Source organism: Mycobacterium sp. NGS49, assembly GCF_059812565.1.
On sequence record NZ_JCALCX010000008.1, the window covers coordinates 114,364 to 136,010 of the forward strand.

A 21,647-nucleotide genomic window follows, 5' to 3' on the forward strand; every position below is an offset into this window, starting at 1 on the left:
CACCGACGACCCCAGCTCACCGCCTGGCAGCCGATTGCGGCTTGGATAGCTGCGCGTTGCCGTGCACGGCTTTGGTGGCGGCGTCGATCGACTAGGGGCGCGGAGATATACGCCCATCCGCGTGACGAGAGGGTCCAGTCATGGCAGAGCCCCGAAGGCTAGAGGGCAAACGAGCCCTGGTGACCGGCGGAGGACGCGGCATCGGCGCAGCCATCGTGCGGCGACTGGCCGCAGAGGGAGCTGCGGTCGCAGTCAACTACGTCCACGACGCCGCCTCGGCAGACGCGCTCGTCACCGAACTGCGCGCCGAGGGCCACCCGGTCGCCGCGTTTCAAGCCGACGTCAGCGACGCCGCCCAAACCCACAACCTGGTGGCGCAGGTGGTTGCGGAGTTCGGCGGGCTGGACCTGCTGGCCAGTAACGCCGGCGTCGAACACTTCGGCGCCCTGGGCTCAATCACTCCCGCTGATTTCGACCGCGTCTTTCGGATCAACGTCGCCGGACAGCTATTCGCCACCCAGGCCGCCGCTGCGGCGATGAGCACCGGCGGACGAATCACGCTGACCGCCTCGATCAGCGCTCGCGTCGCCGTCTATCAACACACCCTGTACGCGGCCAGTAAGGCCGCGGTCTCTGCGATGGCCCTCAACCTGGCACCCGAACTGGCCGAACGCGGCATCGCGATCAACGCCATCGCCCCGGGCGGCACCGCCACCGACATGGCAGCAGAACACACCCAACGCTACGTGCACCCCGCGCTGTCCGACGTCGACATCCGCACCTTCACCGAATCCACCGTGGCACTGGGCCGCTGGGCTCAACCCGGCGAAATCGCTGCCGTCGTCGCCTTCCTGCTCTCCCCGGACGCCTCTTACCTCACCGGTGCCACCATCGACGCCTCGGGAGGATGGATGTGATCAACTCACCGTAATGACATCGGCGCGCCATACGCACACCAAGCAGATCGCTGGGGGGGCCGCTATCTCGGTCACCAAGCGTCCGACCCACCGGAGAAACGAAACAATGACCGACTCGCGCTACCTGGAGTTCCTCACCCCCGACAACTGCGCCCTGCTGCTGATCGATCATCAGACCGGCACCATGCTGGGCGTGCAAGACATCCGCCTCGACCAGTTCCGATCCAACGTCTTGGCGCTAGCCAACATCGGCAAAGTGCACAACCTCCCGACCGTGCTGACGGCCAGCTACGCCGAAGGGCCCAACGGACCCTTGCTGCCCGAACTGTTCGAGTTGTTCCCTGATGCCCCCTACATCGCCCGGCCCGGCTGGATCAACGCCTGGGAAGACCCCGAGTTTAAAGCCGCGGTAGAAAATACCGGACGCAAAAAGCTGATCATGGCAGGCGTCACCACCGACGTATGCCTGTACTTCCCAGTCGTCTCCGCACTCGCCGCCGGCTACGACGTGTACGCGGTCTACGACGCCTCGGGCTGCTGGGACATGATGAGCGAACTAACGTCTTGCATGCGCTTAGCGCAAGCAGGTGCGATCGTCGTCAACTGGGCCGTCATCGCGGCGATGCTGCAATGGGATTGGCGACGCCCAGTGGCCGAAGGCACACTCAAAAACGTCTTTGGCGGTCACCTGCCGTTCTACGAATGGCTGGCCAGCAACCAGAACTTCACCAAGACGCAGGTCGCAGGGACCGATGAGCAATGACTACCGGCCATTGCCTGGTCTCTCCGGACGCCTGGGACGCCCATTGGTGACCCACTACCAATCACATGATTAGAGGCGCAACGAGACCATCCAAGGAGGGCCAATGAGCAACAACGACAGCAACGACGCTATGGAATCGGAGAGATCGTTCAACGAGAAAAACATCGCCGAATTCCGGGCCAACAAAGGGAAGGTCGGCGGCCAGTTCGAAGGTTTCGCGCTGCTACTACTCACCAGCACCGGTGCCAAAACCGGCGCCGAGCGTGTCAACCCGGTCGGATACTTCGACATCGACGGCAAGATGTACATTGTTGGCTCGGCAGCAGGCAGAGATGCAAACCCGGCCTGGGTCGCCAATATTCGCGCCGACCCACATGTGACGGTGGAAATAGGCGGCAATCCAGCCGCCGCCGCAACCACAGCAGAGCTGGCCCGCGCCGAACGCGAACTCATATTCGGGATCATCAAACAGCGCGCGCATGGTTTCGCCCACTACGAAGCATCAACGGACCGGATCATCCCGGTTTTCGAAGTGAATCTCGATTGATCGCGCTTTGCATCCCCACCCACCGTTGACCGACTGCCACTATCCGCGACGACCGCCATACTGAAAGTGTCGAAAGCCTTAAATGGTTGCCTCGGCGCTTTGACAAAGATAAGTGTCGCCGTCCTGGTTAGGTGCGACTCGCACATGTCTGGCCATACGTGACATCGTCTTTCCTGGGAGCTTTCGTCTTTCGCAGGCGACAGCGCGCCCTTTTCTTGTGTCGTTGGCTTGATGTGAGCCTGCCCGACCCCGTTGCAGATTCGTGGCTCGTGATAGGCCTCATCGAAATGCTTCCCGTGACCGGACCACGTGCACTGGTCCATGTGATCTGTCCCCGCCGCTTCGGGCTAGGTCGGGCTGGGCGGATCGCCCTATTCCATTCGACTTGTCCTGGGTCCCCGTCCTGTTGCCCATCATCGTCTGGGTCCGACAGCGAGTCTTCTTCACCACGACCCCCTCCAGTTTCGCTATCGATGACGCCGAGCGGAGGCGTCTCCGGGTCCCGCGTGTACCGCACGACGACATGGTCGATCACGTTTTCCGGCGGGGTGTTATTTACGATGATGACTTGTGCGCCTTCACCGGCCCCGGCTAGCCATTCATCGACATGCTTAAAGAATCGTTCGATCAAACGAATGTCCGCAAACTCGGTATTGGCTGCAGCGCTTCTGACCGTCAAATGCTCGAGTTGCGTGTCAGCGCCCCTGCTCGCCGATATCGGGTGATATCATGGTGTGGTGAGCGACGTGCTGATCCGCGATGTTCCTGACGATGTGCTCGCTGGGCTCGATGCGCGAGCTGCCGAGTTGGGCTTATCGCGCGTTGAGTACATTCGCCGTCGCCTTGCTCAAGACGCTCGCGCGCCACGTGTGTCGGTCACCCACGAAGACCTCCATCGGATGGGGCGCAACCTTGCGGGCCTGGCCGAGGACGACCTGATGAACCAGGCCTGGCAATGACGGAAGCGTCATGGCTGATCGACAAATCGGCCCTGGCGCGCCTCGCGCACAGCCACGAGCCGGAAATCTGGAGCAATCGAATCGAGCGCGGACTAGTCCACATCAGCAATCTGACCCGTCTAGAAATCGGGTATTCGGCTCAGTCCGGTGACGTCGCTCGACGAGAGTTCCGCGAATCCCCCTTGGCTGCAATGCCAGTCGAGTACCTGACGCCGAAAATTGAAGACCGTGCATTGCAAGTCCAGCTGCTGCTGGCCGATCGCGGCCAACACCGGGGGCCGTCGATCCCCGATCTCGTCATCGCGGCCACCGCCGAGCTGGCACGATTGACCGTCCTGCACGTCGACAAAGACTTCGACACCATCGCCGCGATAACCGGACAACCCGTAACGCGGCTTGCCTTCACCAGTAGCAGTACGTAAGTAGCGACCACCGGCTTCGCCGAATCACGGCCAAAATAGGAAGGTCGTGATACCACGCGGGTTCCCCTCAGCGACGAAACGCGATCCGCCGTGGGACCGGCGGAATCTGAGCGAAACCCCGATTGGTTCAACGGCTTTCTGCTTGATCGCCAGATTCGCAAGCCCTCCGCGCACACCATGAAGGCGTACCGGCAAGACCTAGCGGCCATCGCGCGTCTGATCACCGCCGGTCAACCAGCGAGCATGAAAGTGGGTGATAAAAAAAGAACCGCCACCATTTAATTGTCAGCGGTCACGTTTTCCCCAGATTTGAGGGGTTGTACGTTACGTAATTCCTCACCCGCCGCCACGTAATTCCGACTTGCATGGGTGTCACGGGACGGCGAATGAGATTGCCAGCCCACAGCGTGTCGTAGCAGGCCGGAGGAATGACTCGCGAAATTCCTCTCACCCGCAAGTGCGGGTTGACCCTGGTGGGGGTGTCACCCCTTCGGTCTGCGTTCGCGGCGTGACTGAAGAGAGGCATGACCATGAGCTGTTGTGAAAGGTACTTGAAGTCGGATTGTCCGCCGCGGATTCCCCACATCACATCAATGAAGGGAACCCGCAACCATGATCGTCATTGGCATCGATCCGCACAAGTCCAGTCACACCGCTACTGCCTTGGACCCAGCCACCAACTGCGATGTCGGGTCGGTGGGCGGAATCCAGTGAACGTCGCAAAGGTATGGGTGGGACGTTAGTCGGGTTGGGGGGCTGCCGGAGACTTTTGTTGCTCGTGCTCGACGACCGTGTCGCCGGTGCAGGTTCGGGTTGAGCTGGAGGTAGTGATCGTGGAGCGCCGGCCGCTACCGCGAGTAACTCGCGGTCAGATTTTTCCGCGCGGGACTGGGTTTTCCGATCGCTCGGTGGGACGGCGCGAAGGCCACCACTCAATGGAACGCTATCGGCGCTGAAGTACTCCCCGCTTATCCAACGTACGGGCGGAGGTGTCTAATGAAGAATCGTCCGGCTTCCTTGGCTGCCCAGGGCGGAACACCGGTGTGTCCGCCCATGTTGGCGACCAGCGTCTTTTCCGCCGATCCGAATGCGTCGAACAGGTCGAGCGACACCTGCCGGTGATTGGCCGCGTCGTCCCACTGAAGCAGGACATGCAGCGGGATCGTGATCTCGCGGGCCTCCGCGATGATGGATTGCGGGACGAAGCTGCCGGCGAACAAGTTGGCCGCGGCGATCCGCTGATCACGCGCGCCATCCGCACCGCGATCGAAATGAAGCCACCCGAGATGCCCACCGGTTCACGCAGCTCGGGAAGCTCAAGCAGCGTGTCGAGCGCCGACCGCCATTCCGGAACTGCTCGGTCCACCAGCGGCAGGATCAGCCGATCGATCAGCTCGGCGTCCGGCGTTGCACCGCCCGTCACCACCGCACGGAGGTCCGCGCGGGCCTGTTCGAATCCCGCGATCGGGGGCCGTGTTCCGCTGCCGGGCAGCTCGACAGCAGCGGTGGCGAATCCGTCGCGGGCAGACGCTTGTACCCGCGGCAGAAGCCGCGGATACATCTGCTCCAACCCACCTTGCTGGCCCAGCAGGATCAATGGAACAGGCGTCGAGCCAGCCGATTCCGGCGTCCAGAGAAATCCCGGGAATCTCGCCGAGAACGAAGGAACGCTCGACGAGGAGGACGAGGAGACTGTCGTCGTGGCGCACAGTAGAAGTGACGTGCATGGTCGTACCTTTCGGGGAGTCCTTTGTGATCGGCGCTCCCGGACGACCTATCGCCCGACCGCGACCCCTCGAGGGAGCACCCATGTCACACCGTTCACGGGTACCACCTCCTCGAGTCGTCGCACGGACCAGCCCAGCGTGGCAACGGAGGCCGGTACCAGTTGACTCGGATGTCCTGTCGTGGGGACGACGCCAACGTCGTGTCCGGGAGCGTTCGGGTTCGGGGACCTGCTCGGCGAGTCGGCTCCTGGCCCACCCCACGTCGCTCCGCGGAGGCCGGACTTCGATTGACACCAACACTCCGTTCGTTCACACTTACGTAAGTGACGACGAACGGAATGTTGAACCGAGCCGCGATGGTGGAGGCGATGGCCGACCCGACTCGGCGATCAATCGTCGCCTTCTTGTGTGAGCGGCCGGCCGCGGTGGGCGCGATCGCCGACGCCCTTCCGGTGAGCCGACCGGCGGTCTCACAGCACCTGAAGGTGTTGAAGGACGTCGGTCTTGTCGCCGTCCGCTCCGTGGGCACGCGGCGGATCTACGCCGTGCAGCCCGACGCCCTGGCTGCGGTCCGGGACTGGTTCAACGACTTCTGGCAGCAGTCGCTCATTGCCTTCCGCCTCGCCGCCGAATCCACGTCCGACCAGCCCGCCGACGGTGACCGCCGGTCGGCCCCCAAACCACCCGAGGAGGACGAATGACTTCGAATCCCGCAACCGACACCGCGCGAACGTCCACTAGCGTCGAGGCGACGGTAGACGCCCCGCTGACGCGTGCGTTCGAGGTTTTCACGATCGGAATCGGCACCTGGTGGGACGCCGACAAGCACATCCTGCGGGCTCCGTTGGCGCGGATGGAGTTCCAGCCGTGGGTCGGTGGACAGATCGTCGACCACGGCACCGACGGGTCCACGTGTGCGTGGGCACGCATCCTCGCCTACGACCCGCCGAGTCGCGTGGTGTTCTCGTGGGACATCAGCACCTCGTGGGAACTCGAAACGGATCCCGCCAAGGCCAGCGAGGTCGAGATCACCTTCGACAGCGTCACCCCAGAGCGCACCAGAGTGGTCCTCACCCATCGCCACCTCGACCGCCACGGCGACGGCTGGGAAGGAATGCGCGACGCCGTGTCGTCGGGGTGGAATCTGAACGGTCTTGCCGCCGCTCTGCGCGGCGCGCCGGCACTGCCGTGGGTGGACGACGACGCCATGCTCGGCAGACTCAACCAATCGAAGGCGTACACCATGGTCATCCTGCTCGCCACCGATCGGTTGGTGCAGCCGCAAGTCGACCCCATCATCTGGGCGCACGGCAGACGCAACATGGGTCTGATGGACGCCGGCATCGCCCCGGTGATCGTCCCGGTCACCTCACCCGAAGGACCCGCCGGGTTCGCCCTGTTCGCCACCGACCCGGACAAGACCCGACGGATCATGGACGCCGACCCGGGCGTGGTCGCCGGGGTGTTCACCTATGAGATCCACCCGTGTCGCGGCTTCCCCGGCTCAGCGCTAACGTGACCGGTCGGCGTCCGAGCGAACGACGGTACTCAGATGGGCAAATCGGTCATCGCGATGTGGGTGAGCAGATCCTTTGGTCTGGCCCAGTCCAGAGTCTTGCGGGGGGCGGTCGTTGACCTCGTCGGCTAGCTGGCGCAGCTCTCGCGCCGAAATATGACTGAGGTCAACGCCTTCGGGGAAGTAGTCGCGGAGCAGGCCGTTCATGTTCTCGTTACTGCCGCGCTGCCACGGAGAGTGCGCGTCGCAGAAGAACACTCGTGTGCCGGTGCGTTCGGTGATCTCCGGGTGATGCGCGAGTTCCTTGCCCCGGTCCCAGGTCAGCGTGCGGCGCAACGGCGGGGGCAAGAACAACAACGCGGATGCGATGTGGTCGAGCATCGCCACGGCAGTGGGCCGCCCGTCAAAAGCGCCGATCAGGATCAGGTAGCGGGTGCGGCGCTCAACCAGCGTGGCGATCGCCGACCGGATTCCCCGCACCCATGATGCAGTCACCCTCCCAATGCCCCTCCTGGACACGGTCTTCCACCTCTGATGGGCGGTCAGCAATCATCGTCATCCCCGACAACCGGGCGACCCGCAGCAGCCCCTGCACCCTTCGCCGCCGGGTAGCGTCGCCGACGCTTGGCCGGCCGCGTCAAGGGCAGGTCAGGATCGTAGATCGCTTGATAGATCGACTCGCAACACAATCGTCGCCGCGGCGCCTCGGGAAACCTCACGTACAGCTCGTGGGCGACCTGTTCTGGGCTCCAACGCTTACCAAGCAATTCCTCCACCACTTGGCGTAATGCGAGGTCGGTAGCCAGGCGACGTGCACGTGGCCGTCCCAGGCGTCTGACGGCGAGTTGATCGGCAGTACCAGGCCGATATCGCCCGGAACTATCGGCGTTGCGACGCAATTGTCGGCTCACCGTCGACTGTGAACGGCCGATCTCGCGAGCGATCTGGCTGACCGTCTTCTTCTCGCGTCACAGATCAGCGATCGTCGTTCTCTCCGCCAAAGACAGGTACCGGGGATGGCGCGGCGCGTGGCGGCGCGAGCTGATGCACAGGTGGATGATGCACCCGCTCACCAGCGGTATTGCGGACCGTACGCCCGTGCCGCCGATAAATCCCCGTACTCCGCGCGACTCGGACTCGGCGGCACGCCTCGGCATTTCCCACGCCCTGCGCGATCAGCCGGGCGAACTTCTGCTGCTTCTCCGTCACCACGAAACTGCGACGCCGACCTCTACCCATCACTACCTCCGGACAATCTCGGTGTCGCGACGTTCACTGGAATCCATCGTGTGTATTGAGGCATCGGTGGCCGAATACCAGAGACTGATCGGCTGAGCGAGGGCGTGGCCGGAGCGAACCTGGGCAATCGAGCACGCCGACGGACTCGAGCACCATTTGGCGTTGTGGCTGCTGGCTCGCGGTGAGGTTGTTATGGACATTCTGACGGCCGCCACCGCCCGGGTGGGGAGGCTCTCCCGGGGGGGTCGTCGCAAGGATGACCGCATCGATGCGGCTGCCGCTGCGAGTGCGGCCACACTACACGGAGACACCCGTCAGGTTTATCCGGAGACCGCCGCCGACTCTCTAGCCCTGCTCGATGAGCGGCGAGTCAACTTGCCTCACAGCAGAACGCGAGCCGTCAAAACATCGCCGCGCCCACCGACCCCGCCGCCTTAGGCCAACGCCGATGACGGCGCCAGCGGCTTTACAGCGGCACCGCTTTGGATCGCGTCTCCGGTCGTCACCGCCAGCCCCTCGCTGGCCTCGTCAGCACCGACCACCCGGTCGGCGACCGTCGGTACCGCCGCGTCGTCCGCGGCCGGCAGCGTGGCATTCGATGCGGCGGCCTCGGCTTCCCGAATCAGTTCGCGGGCTTGCTTTTCGGAGAGCTTGGCCATCCGCGCGATCTCACGCAGACTTTCCCTCCGATCGCGCATCGCGGCCAGCGCCTGCCCGCACACCACACGCTGCGCGTCGCGGCGGCGCTCGGCGTCCTCGCGCAACACCTGCTGGCGCGCTGCAAGCCACCCGTCGACGGCCTCGAGGCGCTCGCGGGCGGAGAAGTACCTTCCCAAATCCTCGACGTTGGCCCGAGTGCGGCGCACCACGTCGTCCTGGGCGGCGCTGGCGGCCTGCCGCGCTGCGCGGCGGGCCTGCTTGCTGATCACTGTGTTCGCCATGGATCACACGCTAAGCCCCACCAACCCCCCAGCGCCGCAACGCAAGCCAAGAATCTTTCCGCACCGCACCCATCACCGGGCTTCGCACCCGACCCGTCACCGCCCACCCGAACGGCACTTAGGGTGCCCTAACTTCTCTCTCCCGCCGAACATCACACCTCTTGCACTCAGGGTCACGGTTCGGTCACGGCCGTTATCTGGGGAGTTTGCCGCCCCTAATTTCAGGTTCAGGTGATGACGCAGTGATGGGCTTACACAAATTGACCGCCGGCGACGGCTATCTCTATTTGATCCGCCAAGTCGCCGCCTCTGACGCCACCGAGCGTGGCCGCCCCACCCTGGCGCAGTACTACAGCGAAAAAGGCGAATCCCCGGGCCGGTGGATGGGGCGCGGACTGGCAGCACTGGGCACTCCGCTGGCCCGCTACGCCTGCGATCCGCTGGTCGCCAAATACTGGGGCGTGCCGGCTGGTTCGCAGGTCAGCGAAGCGCAGATGAAGGCGCTGTTCGGGGAGGGCCTGCACCCCAACGCCGCACAGATCACCCGCCTTCTGACCACCCTGGGCGCCGGTGCGGCCGGAGCCAGGATGGCCGCGCGGCTGGGCCGGCCCTTCGGTGTTCACGGCACCGAAAACCGCTTCCTGACCCGGTTGCGCCAGACCTACCGCGACTACAACCACACCATCGGCGCCGACGCCTCGGCCAGCATCGAACCCAATATCCGGGCCCGGCTGCGCACCGCCGTAGGACAGGAATTGTTCGCCGAAACCTACGCTCGCCCACCGGCAGACGCCCGGGAACTCTCCGGGTTCATCGCCGCCAACTCCCGCGCCGCATCGACCGCGATCGCCGGCTACGACCTCACCTTTACCCCGGTCAAATCGGTCTCCGCGCTGTGGGCCATCGGCGCACCGCCAATCTCCACCGCGGTCGAAGACTGCCACCACCAGGCGGTCGCTGAAACCGTCGGATTCCTCGAAAAGCACGCCGCCTTTTCCCGCATGGGAGCCGGTGGCATCGCCCAGGTCGACACCGCCGGACTGATCGTGGCCGCCTTCGATCACCGCGACTCCCGCGCCGGGGATCCCAACCTGCACACCCACGCCGCCCTCAGTAACAAAGTCCACGTCATTGGCCCCGACGGAATAGGCCGCTGGCGGGCCCTGGACGGCGCCACCCTGCACCGCGCCGCGGTCGCGGCCTCGGAGTTCTACAACACCCGCATCGAAGCGTTGCTGGTCGAAAAACTACGGGTGCGGTTCACCGCCCGCGGGGCCAAACGTGGTAAACGACCGATCCGTGAAATCGACGGCATCCCGGCCGAATTACTCGAGAAGTACTCCTCACGCAGCGCCGCCATCGACCACCGTGTGGGCGAGCTGGCCAAACAATTCCAGACCGAACACGGCCGCGAACCCACCACCGTAGAGATGCTCGCCCTGACCCAGCAAGCAACCCTGCAAACCCGCCAAGCCAAACATGAACCCCGCTCGCTGGCCGAGCAGCGCCACACCTGGCGCGTGCAAGCCGTTGAGGTCCTGGGCAGCCAGCGCGCGCTGAGCAACATGGTCGCCGCGATCACCAATCACTCACCGCCACCACAGATCAACGTCACCGACACCTGGGTGCACCAGCAGGCCGCTCGCGTCATCGACACCGTCTCTGGGCATCGGGCCACCTGGACCATCAACCATGTGCGCGCCGAAGCCCAACGCCAGCTGCGCTACGCCGATCACCCCGGCGGACCCGAGCTCGTCGACCGCATCGTCGCTGACGCCCTCGGCGAGCACAGTCTGATTCTGACCAGCCGCGCCGACACCGACAAAAACGAACCTGCTGCCCTGCGCCGCGCTGACGGCGCCAGCGTCTACACCCGTCACGACTCGACCCTCTACAGCAGCGAGGCCATCATGGCCGCCGAGCGGCGCATCCTGGCCGCTGCAGCTCGCACCGACGGCCGCGTCGTCGACGCCGACAGCATCGGTCTGGCCCTGCTAGAAGCCCACGCCAACACCGGCCTTCCCCTTAACGATGGGCAGGCCGCACTCGTGCGCGAAATGGCCACCTCCGGGGCACGTGTGCAGCTCGCGCTGGCACCGGCGGGCACCGGGAAAACCACCGCGATGGCCGCCCTGGCCGCGGCCTGGCGGGGCAGTGGCGGCACCGTCATCGGACTGGCCCCCACCGCCGGAGCGGCCGAAATTCTGGCCGAAGACCTCGGCTCATGCACCGACACCATCGCTAAACTGGTGCAGCTCACCGGCACCCGCGCAAACCAACCCCAAGCCCCCCACGACGACCCCGCCCTCCGGTGGTTCGACACCATCAATGCGCAGACGCTGCTGATCGTCGATGAGGCCGGCATGGCCTCGACTGCCGACCTGGACACCGTCATTACTCATGCACTGGCCCGAGGGGCCAGCGTGCGCCTGATCGGCGACGACCAACAACTGGCATCGATTTCGGCCGGCGGTGTGCTGCGCGATCTGGCCGGCCGGCACAACGCGGTCACCTTGAGCACCGTCGTACGCTTCACCCACGCCCAAACAGGGCAAGCCGAAGCCGCCGCCAGCCTCGCAATCCGCGCCGGCGACCCCGCCGGCATCGGCTTCTACATCGACCACGGGCGTGTCCACGTCGGCGCCGACCAACACGCCGCGGACATGGCCTACCACGCGTGGGCCGCCGACCGAGCCGCCGGCCGCGACTCTATCCTGCTGGCTCCCACCAACGAGCTGGTCGCCCAACTCAACGAACGTGCCCGCCTGGACCGACTCACCGCTACCAGCGCCGCCGCCAGCCCGCCATCAGCCTCGGCGACCGTCACGTTGGCCGACGGCCTGACCGCCTCAGCCGGCGACACCATCGCCACCCGCAAAAACGCCCGCTGGATACCCACCACCAGCCGCGGCGGCTGGGTCAAAAACGGCCACCGCTGGACCATTCGCGCCGTGCACAACGACGGCTCGCTGACCGTCGTCCCGCTGCGCGGCACCGCCACCCCGGTACGGCTACCCGCCCACTACGTCACCACCCACACCACCCTCGGATACGCCTGCACCATCGACGCCGCTCAAGGCATGACCGCGGGCGGGCGCGCCATCGAAGGCACCTGCCACACCGTCATTTCCGACCGGCTGACCCGCCAACAGTTCTACGTCGCCGCCACCCGCGGACGCACCGAAAACCACTTCTACGGCTCCACCGCAGAATCCGACCCGCACCGCATCCTGGCCCCCAAAGCCACCCACCCGCCGACCGCCGTCGACATCCTCACCGCCATCCTGGGCCGCGACGGCGCCCAAACCTCCGCCTACACCGCCCACGCCCTCGACACCGACCCGTTCACCCGCCTGCACCACGCCGCCGCCATGTACGCCGATGCGCTCTCAGCGGGCGCCGAACACCACGCCGGCACCACCGCCATGGCCGCCATCGACGCCGCCGCCGCCAGGCTGGGGACCCGTGTCACCGAGGCCCCCGGGTGGCCGGTGCTGCGCCGCAACCTGGCCCTGCTCGCCCTGAGCGGAGCCGACCCCGTCGCCGCCCTGCACGAAGCCGCGGCCACCGGACTCGGTGACGTGATCGACCCCGCCGCCGTGTTGGACTGGCGCCTGCCTATCTGCGGCGAATCGTCTGCGGCGCAACCCGCCCCGCTGCGCTGGCTGCACCCCACACCCCTAGCCCTACACACCCACCCCCAATGGGGTCCCTACCTCGCCGCGCGAGCCGAACTGGTCACCGAACTCGCCGACGCCGTACGCGCCACCGCCCGCGCGTGGGAGCCTGCCACCGCACCGGCCTGGGCACGCCCACTGCTCGGTCAACGCACCGCGCTGATGGCCGAAATCGCCGTCTTTCGCGCCGCCCACGGCGTCGATCCCGCCGACACCCGCATCACCGGCCCCGAACAACACCCCAACCGCTCCAAGGTCTTCCAACACCTCATCAACGCCCGCTTCGACGCCGCCCTCACTCGGGCCAACACCGACGCCGCACGCTGGCGCCAGCTCGCCGAAAACCATGACCGAAACATCACTGCGGACCCCTTCTGGCCGCGCCTAGCCACCCACCTGGGCGACGCCGCCCACGCCGGCGCCGACATCGACACCCTCCTGCGCGAGGCCATCACCAGACACGGCCCCCTGCCCGCCGAAATGCCCGCCGCAGCCCTGTGGTGGCGCCTGGCCGGCACCCTGGCACCACCATCGCTAGATCGCGCCGACACCACCCTGCGACCGGCCTGGACCGCGGCGCTGCACGCCCTGTTCGGCACCGTCGTCGCCGAAGCGATCATCACCGACCACGCCTGGCCATCGCTAGTCGCCGCGGTGGCAGCCTCGGACTGGCCCCCGGCTGATCTGCTCGCCGCCGCTTCCGAACACCTGCACGACATCAACGCCGAGCACCCGCTGCGCCCCGACCAATACGCGCGCCTGCTGACCTACCGCGTCGAACTGCTCACCCACCACGCCGCCACCCTCGACCGCGATATTCCGCACCCCGCCCAGGCCCCCCACAATCCCGCGGTGGGAGACCATCTCGACCTCGACAACGCCACCGGCGACTACAGCCACAACGAGGACCTCGCAGAGCCGCCACCCGACCCGTATGACTACCCCTACAGCTTTGCCGAGGAGGACCTCGCCGGTCTGGACTTCGACGACCTCCCCCACCACCGGCCTCTGGCTGCTCAGCAGGCCCAGACCACCGACATCCCGGCATTGCGCGCGCGGCGCGACGCCGCCTATCGCCGTGTCCGCGAACTGGAAAAAGCCATCCTCGGCGGGGGCGGTGGACCCGCCGAACACGCCGCCGCCGCCCACCTCGCCGACTTGGGCCGCCGTTACCACCACCAGCGGCCCCTGCACGAGGCGCTGACCCACGCCCACACTCGGTGGGTGCAGGCCGAAGATGCCGCCGCGCTGCACGCCCAGCTGCTCGACCAGCTCGACGCGGTGATCACCGCGGCGACTCACCGCGGCGATGACGGCGCCGTCGCGCGCTACCGCGCCCACCACGACCAGGTCACCCACAACACCGAGCGCATCAACGCTGCCCTGGCCACCGCACGCACCCGCCTCGACGACGCCCGCACTGCCCTGCTCGACGCCGCCGGCGGCCCCGCAGGAATCGTCACCGAACACCACATCCACACCCGCCGCAGCGAGGCCATCACCGCCGACACCGCCACGCTCAACGACGCCCGCCGACACGCTCGCACCCTCGACGACCAACTCTGCCGCGCCGAAGCTGCTGCGGCCCGCGCCCTAGCCCAAAGCCCCACCCACACCTACGATCTCGCCACCGACATCAACGCATTACGCGCCGAGGTCGCCTTCCTGCAGGCCGCCAGCACCGTCAGCCCCGGAGCCCTCTACTACCCACCCGAGACCGCAGTGGCCGATCTTGACGACACCCACCGCCGCGTCGTTACCGCGATTACCGCCAACATCCACACCGTGCAAGCACTGCACCTGCACCCCGGCGCCGACAAGCACGGTGCCTTGGCCGCGCTGGTGGCTACCGCACACCACCACGACCAAGGCGTGCTCGCCCTGACCGCCAGCCCGGCAGCCCGCGACTACGCCGCCCAACACCCCTACGCCGACGCCAGCGGCCACATCGACAGCGCCCGCACCACACTGGGCAAGACGCCCCTGAAACTTCCTCTGGGCAGCCTGATCGTCATCGACGACGCCGACCACCTCAGCACCGAAAACCTGCACTGGCTCACCAACGCCGCCGCGACGACCAACACCAAACTCATCCTCATCACCACCGCCGCCGACCACCACTACCAACCCGCCCACACCCTGCTCGCCGCGCTCCACCACAACTCCACCACCGCCCACCAACTCGGCACACCCGAACCCGACCCAAACCCGCAACAACGCACCGCACTCGAACGCGCCGAACACCACCTCGCCACCACCAACGCAACCAGCACCCTGCGCGACCAGGCCATCGAACTACTACGCCAGCGCACCCAGATCCTCGGCCGCCTGCGTGCCATCGCCCAAGCCGCCGCTCACATCGACAACCTCACCACCCCAGGCCGCCACATCGACCGTAGCGATCGCGGACTGGAGTTGTAGAAGATGGACTCGAACGCTGGAGCACAGCCTGGTCGAGCGTCTGCAAATCCGTGCGGGGGCGGACATCGATGCATGTCTAAAGTCTCGCGTGGAAACACTCTGCCCGGCGTTCTGTCCGTTCAAAGCCCTGAAGCAATGCTGCCGATCAGATGTGGAACCAACCCGTGAGTGTAAGCGTCGGAGAGGCATGTAGCTGAGCTGAGGTAGTCGATCGTTGGTGGTCCCGCTGAAACGAAGCACGTACGGTAGCCGCATGAAGTCACTGGCAGTCCAGGATGCACAGGTGCTCGTCTTGCCGCCCTCCTCTACAAACAAGGCTAAAGGCGAGTTGTTCGAGCGCTTCATTGCGAATCTGCTGGCCAATCAGTTCGGCTTTGAGGAACCTCAAACCCAGAACCTCAACGTCACCTCCGACGGAATCGAGCTTGACGTCAAGGCAAAACACAAGCTCACTCGCGGTACCGCGATCGCTGAATGTAAGGCATTCAGTCGAAATGTCAGGGCTGCCGAGCTGACAAACTTCTACGGCAAGCTGATAATTGAACGTTTCGAAGATCCGCAGGCATTCGGATTGATGTGCGCTTTACCACGGCTGACGCCGGAGGGTGAAGAGAAGGCGCAAGAAATCACCCGCAACGACAACAATTTTCAATACTTAAGCGGTAATGCAATCGCTGCTGCCTTGAAGCAAGCTGGGTTAATAGTCCAGCAGCCTCCATCGACTGCGGATACTAGCGATTTCACTGTAGTAATTACGGAGTCTGGTGTTTTTGCAGCTGCGATAGTCTTGGATCCCGTCGAACGCACTCCGTTAAATGTTGGGATGTGGAGCAGTGAAGGCGAAGTCCCCAATTCGGTAATCGAGTTGATGCGCGCGTCCGAATATTCAACCGGGCTTTCGGTTCTTGATGTGGGAGGTGGCGGCCCACCTCCGGTGAGTTCGCTCACTCCTCAGACAGAGAATGTGCTTCTAGCGCAAGTTGCAGGATCGACCTCTGATTTTGAGTATCAGTTGCCAGCGTCGCCGAAGTATTTTGTTGGTCGGCGCATTGCGGTGGATCGTCTGCGCGGGTTTTTGACCGCCGAGACTGGGAGCATCGTCGTCCTAAATGCGCAATCAGGTTGGGGCAAGTCAAGTCTAGCCCTTAAAATGCAAGACCTTGTCAGGCGAGTTAGCGGGGTAGGGATCGTTCTCGATACAAGAACGGCTGATCAACCTAGGTACGTGGTAGAGGTCCTGCGGAAGACTGGTACCGAAGCGCACGCTGCGGGGATACTTGAATTGCCGAGTAACGCTAGCTGGGCCAGTCTCGACAGTGCTGTCGCTACACTGATCGAAGCTAAGTGGCTAGAAACCGATCGCCCACTATTGATATTTTTCGACCAATTCGAAAACGTTTTCAGCAATGCTGAACTGACCCGTACGTTCAGGGACCTGGCACTTAGCTGTCGGGAAATTGATGGTCCTCTCATTGTGGGGTTTGCTTGGAAAACCGACTTGGTGGGCTGGACGGAAAACCACCCCTATAAATTACGTGATGATATCCGGTCGGCAGGTTCGGTCGTCGTAATCGATACATTTGGACCCAGCGAAGTGACGGTGCTGCTCAAGCGTCTAGCTGATCAAGCGCTCACGCGCCTATTGCCTGATTTGAGGTCACGCTTACGCGTGTACAGCCAGGGACTACCGTGGCTACTGAAAAAACTTGCAGACCATGTACTCAAAGAACTAAGAGAGGGTGCTACACAGGAACAATTGCTGGCCGAATCGCTGAACGTTGTTGGTCTATTTTCGGCTGACCTGGCGGAACTCAACCCGACAGAACACGAGGTTGTTCGCCACGTGGCGAGATATGCTCCAATTTCGGCCCGCGAAGTTACTGAACGATTCGGCCCGGATCCAGTTCAGTCATTGGTCGATCGGCGGCTATTGGTCCAAGTTGGTGACCGCCTCGACACCTATTGGGACACCTTTCGCGACTTTCTCAATACCGGACGGATACCTGTTCAGGACTCGTACATTCTTCGGCAGACACCCCGTAGTGTTGCTAGGCTGCTTCCCTTAGTGGTCGCGGCGGGCGGGGACATCAGTGTTCAACGACTTGAGACTGAGCTCGGCACCAGCGACCGTGCAATCTTTAACCTGTCCCGCGAACTTCGGCTGCTCGGCGTGACTGCGCAGGAACCGAATCGAGTCAAACTCGTCGAGCAAGTACTAGCTTCAAGCGACCGAGAGTCTGCAATGCGGAGACTCGTTGCCGACTCACTCAGAAGGCACCGCGCATATTCAACTCTGCGGACGTTAGCTGAGCGTAATGACGATGTAGTAACTCTCGATAGCTTTGCGAGAGAGCTACCAAACGCGTTCCCCGCCGTCGATGTTGCTTCTAGTTCTTGGATAGCGTACGCACGAGCATTTCTATTCTGGTTTGAGTATGCGGGTCTTGTAATTCGTCAGGGAACCGAGTATTCCCCGACCAATGAGGGCTTATCTACTCCGACTCTCCGCTTACTCGGCCAACGGACGCCATTGCGTGTGAGGGCAGGAGTTCCCTATATCGCTCCCCGGCGCGCGATTGAATTGTTGAAACGGCTCTCGGTAGAAGTTGAGATTGAGATGCCCAGCCACGCGAAAGACCGGGAAGCCCTTGGCACCTTGGTAGCCCTCGGGGCGGTCAGTGTATCGGTGGATCGCAAATGTCGGCTTGCCGTCGCCGAAGTCGTGCAAGATGGGCAAGTAAACCCCGGCCATCTACAACAGCTGCTAGCCGGTGTGCCCGGCGGCCGGGAGGGCCTCGCCGCGATCGAGGCTAATCCGCGTTGCTCGCCGCGGGATGTGGGACAGGCAATTGCGAGCGCCGCTCATTCAAAGTGGACCGACGGAACGACGCGAAGTGTTGGCGGTCATTTTCGATCGTGGGCAAAGTACGCGGGGTTGGACGTGCAAACTCCTGCTAGGAATCAATGATAATGGTGCCAGAGGGCGCAGCTGCACGGGAATGTCGCTTCAGTGTGCGAATCTCGTCCGACTAACGACTTAGTCAGAACGCCGACGCGGGCTGAGTCACACAGTCCCCTCAAAGCCCGCAAGGCGGGGTTTCTGATGTCGAAATCAAAACATGCGCAGCCCCCGGTGCGTCGACTGGCTTCTACGACGCGAAGCGACGACGACTGGTTTGGGTCAGGCCTGACGACTTCACCTCGCCTGGCTGATACTGCTCTGCCGAAACATCTTGCGGCACAACACGAAACATTTCCACCGCCGATTCGATGTCGCCGAGGGTCATCCGCCACTTCCTACCGACTTTTCGCCCCTGTAGCTTGCCCGCCCGCAGTTGAGCGGCCAACCATTTCTCCGACACGCCGCCGATTCGCTCGGCGGCCTCGGCAAGATCATATGTCAGCGGCCCAGTCAAGATGGATCCCGTGTCTTTATGAAACCTGTTGCGAGACAAGCTGTCCTTGCACGAACCGAATGACATCGATTGCCCAAGAGCGCAATCGATGCCGACAGTTCCATGCATCTACGCTAAGCCCTGGATTCGCTTAACGCGACATCGCTCGCGAACCAATTTTCCGCACAGGCGACGTCACGTGGTCGACGCACGCCCAATCTCCAACCGAGCGCTTATGGCACTGGCGGCTGCCTGCGCGCTCCGCCGGTCCAAATGTCCGTACGTCCCTACGGTCGTCTCGATCGACTCGTGTCCCAGATGTTGCTGTACGACAGCCAGCGGCACGTTGTCAGCGATCATCCACGAGGCACAGGTGTGCCGCAGGTCGTGAATCCGAGGTGTCTTGCCAAGCGCCGCACGCTTGACAGCCGGGGCCCACACCCGCCGCGTGAAGCCCTGTGCGCGCACATAGTCCCCGACCCGATTAGTGAAGAGCCACGAGCCGGAGTAGTCCAGCGTCGCGAGGGCATTGTCGGCGACGTTGATTGTGCGCACGGATTTAGCCGACTTCGGAGGTCCAAGTCTGACGCCCTCGTCGTCGGCCTTCCAGGCCCGGGATATCCGCACAGTGCCTTGCACCCGGTCAACGTCGTCAGGTCGCAATGCCGTTGCCTCGCTCCACCGAACCCCGGACGCAACGAGGAAAGTGACCAGAGGCCGCCAATACTCGGTCACAGCATTCCGAAGGACGGCGAACTCGGATTCGGTCAGGAACACCATCTCCCGCCGCTCCCATCGAGGCAGCCGCAGTCCACGACATGGATTCATAGCGATGTGCCCGCCCGCAACGGCAGCATTCATCGCCCCGGATAAGAACCGCTGCTTGTTAGCAATTGTCTTGCCGGACGCGCCTTCCTCCGACATCGCATTCACCCACAGCGCGATGTCGTCACGGGACAACGCCGCCAGCGGAATGACACCCAACACGGGCGCGATGTCGTTGGCTAGATACGACCGATAGCGGCGCAAGGTCCCAGGCTCGACGCCGGTCAGGTGGTCAATGTGATGGTCGATCCATTCTTCGACCGTCAGCGACAAGCCCTGACGTTCGGTGACAGCCATGACCTCGAGGGCCTTGGCCGGGCCCACCTGATTGACCAATTCCTGAAACCGGACTGCCCTGACGTGGTCGTCGAACGACAGCGACGACTGCTTGCCATTGGCTCGGAACAGCACCGACGTATAGGAGCTACCGTCCTTGCGGGTGCGCAGTCGAAGTGTCGCCATGCAGGCAGAATACGCCTGATGTTGACCGCTATGTTGACGGGAAAATCAGCGAAACTCTCTGACCTGCTATTTCTCGGTGGAGCTAAGGGGACTCGAACCCCTGACCCCCACACTGCCAGTGTGGTGCGCTACCAGCTGCGCCATAGCCCCGCGTGCTCATCGAAGCTACACCACCGGCCACACGCGTTCAAAGTCACCCGATCGCGCCGTTGACCACCTCCCGCGCCGTCGCCTGCACCTCCGCCAGGTGGGCAGCCCCCAGGAATGACTCGGCGTAGATCTTGTAGACGTCCTCGGTGCCCGACGGACGCGCGGCGAACCACGCGTTGGCCGTGGTCACCTTCAGCCCGCCCAGCGGCGCACCGTTGCCGGGGGCGGCGGTCAGCTTCGCCACGATCGGCTCCCCCGCCAGCTCCGTGGCGGTCACCTCCGAGGCCGACAACCGCGCCAACCGGGCCTTCTGCTCGCGGTCGGCCGGCGCATCCACCCGCGCGTAGAACGGCTCGCCATACGACGAGGTCAGCTGCGCATACCGTTGTGACGGCGTCAGACCGGTCACCGCCAGCATCTCCGAGGCCAGCAATGCCAGAATGATCCCGTCCTTATCGGTGGTCCACACCGAGCCGTCGCGCCGCAAGAACGACGCCCCGGCCGACTCCTCACCCCCGAAACCGATTGTCCCGCCGATCAATCCGTCGACGAACCACTTGAATCCGACGGGCACCTCCACCAGTTCCCGGCCGATACCCGCGACCACGCGGTCGATGATCGAGGAACTCACCGCCGTCTTGCCGACGCCCATTCCGGCCGGCCACGACGGCCGGTGGGTGTAGAGATAGTCGATCGCCACGGCCAGATAGTGATTCGGATTCAGCAGTCCCCCATCGGGTGTGACGATGCCGTGCCGGTCGGAGTCGGCGTCGTTGCCGGTGGCGATCTGGTAGCGATCCCTATTCGCAATCAGCGACGCCATCGCATCGGGTGAGCTGCAGTCCATCCGGATCTTGCCGTCGTGATCCAATGTCATGAACCGCCAAGTCGCGTCCACCAACGGATTGACCACGGTCAGATCCAGGCCATGCCGCGCAGCGATCTCGCCCCAATAGTCGACGCTGGCCCCGCCCAGCGGGTCGGCGCCGATGCGCACCCCGGCGCTGCGGATGGCGTCGAGGTCGATCACATTGACCAGGTCGTCGACATAGGCGCCGAGAAAGTCGTGGCGCTGCACCGCGCCCAGCGCACGCGACAGCGGCACCCGCCGAACAGCGGACACGTCGCGCAGGATCTCGTTGGCGCGCTTGGCAATCACGCCGGTTGCGGCACTGTCGGCCGGACCACCGTTGGGCGGGTTGTACTTGAAGCCGCCGTCCGGCGGCGGATTGTGCGACGGAGTCACGACGATCCCGTCGGCCAGCCCCTCGGTACGCCCGCGGTTGTAGGTCAGGATTGCATGGCTGATCGCAGGCGTCGGTGTGTAACGGTCCCGACTGTCCACCATCACGGGCACGTCGTTCGCGGCCAGCACCTCCAGGGCCGACACCCAGGCCGGTTCGGAAAGGCCGTGGGTATCGCGGCCGATGAACAACGGTCCGGTGGTCCCCTGCGCCGCACGGTACTCGACGATCGCCTGGGTGGTCGCCAGAATGTGGGACTCGTTGAACGCACCGTTCAACGCCGAACCCCGATGACCCGAGGTCCCGAACACCACCTGCTGAGCAACGTTGTCGGGATCGGGCTCGATCGTGTAATAAGCCGTCACCAGGTGAGGCAGATCGACGAGGTCTTCGGGCTGGGCCGGCTGACCGGCTCGCGGGTGGGCCATGGCTCCTAATTCTG

At 64.2% G+C, this 21,647-nt stretch carries 14 protein-coding genes, 1 tRNA gene and 2 pseudogenes; 10 read left to right on the forward strand and 7 right to left on the reverse strand.

Annotation, left to right across the window (positions count from 1 at the left end):
• The first annotated feature begins 140 nt into the window (after positions 1 to 140).
• The 5 genes from AC5Y7D_RS10450 (at position 141) to AC5Y7D_RS10470 (ending at position 3,608) form a co-directional block, all read left to right on the forward strand.
• Positions 141 to 917 (forward strand): SDR family NAD(P)-dependent oxidoreductase, encoded by a 777-nt coding sequence (locus tag AC5Y7D_RS10450; protein WP_033718003.1) that lies wholly within the window; start codon positions 141 to 143, stop codon positions 915 to 917.
• A 13-nt stretch (positions 918 to 930) separates the two neighbouring features.
• Positions 931 to 1,680 carry an isochorismatase family protein gene (locus tag AC5Y7D_RS10455; RefSeq protein WP_217809554.1) on the forward strand — a complete coding sequence of 250 codons (750 nt, stop codon included), beginning with the start codon at positions 931 to 933 and terminating at the stop codon, positions 1,678 to 1,680.
• Between the two features lie 103 nt (positions 1,681 to 1,783).
• Positions 1,784 to 2,227 (forward strand): nitroreductase/quinone reductase family protein, encoded by a 444-nt coding sequence (locus tag AC5Y7D_RS10460; protein WP_071321479.1) that lies wholly within the window; start codon positions 1,784 to 1,786, stop codon positions 2,225 to 2,227.
• Positions 2,228 to 2,964: 737 nt separating this feature from the next.
• On the forward strand, positions 2,965 to 3,186 hold the full coding sequence (gene vapB, locus AC5Y7D_RS10465) for a type II toxin-antitoxin system VapB family antitoxin (RefSeq protein WP_033718008.1): 222 nt from the start codon (positions 2,965 to 2,967) through the stop codon (positions 3,184 to 3,186).
• The gene (locus AC5Y7D_RS10470; protein WP_033718005.1) at positions 3,183 to 3,608 is read left to right on the forward strand and encodes a PIN domain nuclease; all 426 of its coding nucleotides are present in this window, start codon (positions 3,183 to 3,185) and stop codon (positions 3,606 to 3,608) included. Before vapB ends, AC5Y7D_RS10470 begins: the two co-directional genes overlap by 4 nt.
• Positions 3,609 to 4,576: 968 nt before the next feature.
• Here AC5Y7D_RS10470 and AC5Y7D_RS10475 read toward each other — a convergent pair.
• Positions 4,577 to 5,335 (reverse strand): annotated as a pseudogene (locus AC5Y7D_RS10475) (dienelactone hydrolase family protein).
• 323 nt (positions 5,336 to 5,658) lie between these two features.
• Here AC5Y7D_RS10475 and AC5Y7D_RS10480 point away from each other — a divergent pair.
• The gene (locus AC5Y7D_RS10480) at positions 5,659 to 6,036 is read left to right on the forward strand and encodes an ArsR/SmtB family transcription factor (protein ID WP_306255285.1); all 378 of its coding nucleotides are present in this window, start codon (positions 5,659 to 5,661) and stop codon (positions 6,034 to 6,036) included.
• On the forward strand, positions 6,033 to 6,854 hold the full coding sequence (locus tag AC5Y7D_RS10485) for an SRPBCC family protein (protein WP_071321481.1): 822 nt from the start codon (positions 6,033 to 6,035) through the stop codon (positions 6,852 to 6,854). Before AC5Y7D_RS10480 ends, AC5Y7D_RS10485 begins: the two co-directional genes overlap by 4 nt.
• Before the next feature lie 29 nt (positions 6,855 to 6,883).
• Here the strand turns inward: AC5Y7D_RS10485 and AC5Y7D_RS10490 are convergent.
• A pseudogene (locus AC5Y7D_RS10490) lies at positions 6,884 to 8,090 on the reverse strand (IS30 family transposase).
• 126 nt (positions 8,091 to 8,216) lie between these two features.
• Here AC5Y7D_RS10490 and AC5Y7D_RS10495 point away from each other — a divergent pair.
• On the forward strand, positions 8,217 to 8,528 hold the full coding sequence (locus AC5Y7D_RS10495) for a hypothetical protein (protein WP_336242252.1): 312 nt from the start codon (positions 8,217 to 8,219) through the stop codon (positions 8,526 to 8,528).
• On the opposite strand, the gene AC5Y7D_RS10500 is transcribed toward AC5Y7D_RS10495, so the two are convergent.
• Positions 8,525 to 9,031 (reverse strand): hypothetical protein, encoded by a 507-nt coding sequence (locus tag AC5Y7D_RS10500; protein ID WP_050594517.1) that lies wholly within the window; start codon positions 9,029 to 9,031, stop codon positions 8,525 to 8,527. The two genes, AC5Y7D_RS10495 and AC5Y7D_RS10500, sit on opposite strands and share 4 nt — an antisense overlap.
• Before the next feature lie 245 nt (positions 9,032 to 9,276).
• Between AC5Y7D_RS10500 and mobF the strand changes: the two genes are divergently transcribed.
• On the forward strand, positions 9,277 to 15,129 hold the full coding sequence (gene mobF, locus AC5Y7D_RS10505; RefSeq protein ID WP_033718006.1) for a MobF family relaxase: 5,853 nt from the start codon (positions 9,277 to 9,279) through the stop codon (positions 15,127 to 15,129).
• A gap of 253 nt (positions 15,130 to 15,382) precedes the next feature.
• Entirely contained in the window at positions 15,383 to 18,097 is a 2,715-nt protein-coding gene (locus tag AC5Y7D_RS10510) for an nSTAND1 domain-containing NTPase (protein ID WP_131808357.1), read from the forward strand.
• 181 nt (positions 18,098 to 18,278) lie between these two features.
• On the opposite strand, the gene AC5Y7D_RS10515 is transcribed toward AC5Y7D_RS10510, so the two are convergent.
• The 4 genes from AC5Y7D_RS10515 to pgm form a co-directional block, all read right to left on the reverse strand.
• A complete protein-coding gene (locus AC5Y7D_RS10515) occupies positions 18,279 to 18,545 on the reverse strand; it encodes a helix-turn-helix domain-containing protein (RefSeq protein WP_033719434.1) in 267 nt (88 codons plus the stop codon).
• Between the two features lie 174 nt (positions 18,546 to 18,719).
• Positions 18,720 to 19,811, reverse strand: a complete 1,092-nt coding sequence (locus AC5Y7D_RS10520; protein ID WP_033719368.1) for a tyrosine-type recombinase/integrase — start codon at positions 19,809 to 19,811, stop codon at positions 18,720 to 18,722.
• A gap of 77 nt (positions 19,812 to 19,888) precedes the next feature.
• Positions 19,889 to 19,961 (reverse strand) — tRNA-Ala (locus AC5Y7D_RS10525).
• 43 nt (positions 19,962 to 20,004) lie between these two features.
• Complete coding sequence (pgm, locus tag AC5Y7D_RS10530; protein WP_499923686.1) at positions 20,005 to 21,633, reverse strand: phosphoglucomutase (alpha-D-glucose-1,6-bisphosphate-dependent); 1,629 nt, start codon at positions 21,631 to 21,633, stop codon at positions 20,005 to 20,007.
• Positions 21,634 to 21,647 lie beyond the last annotated feature (14 nt).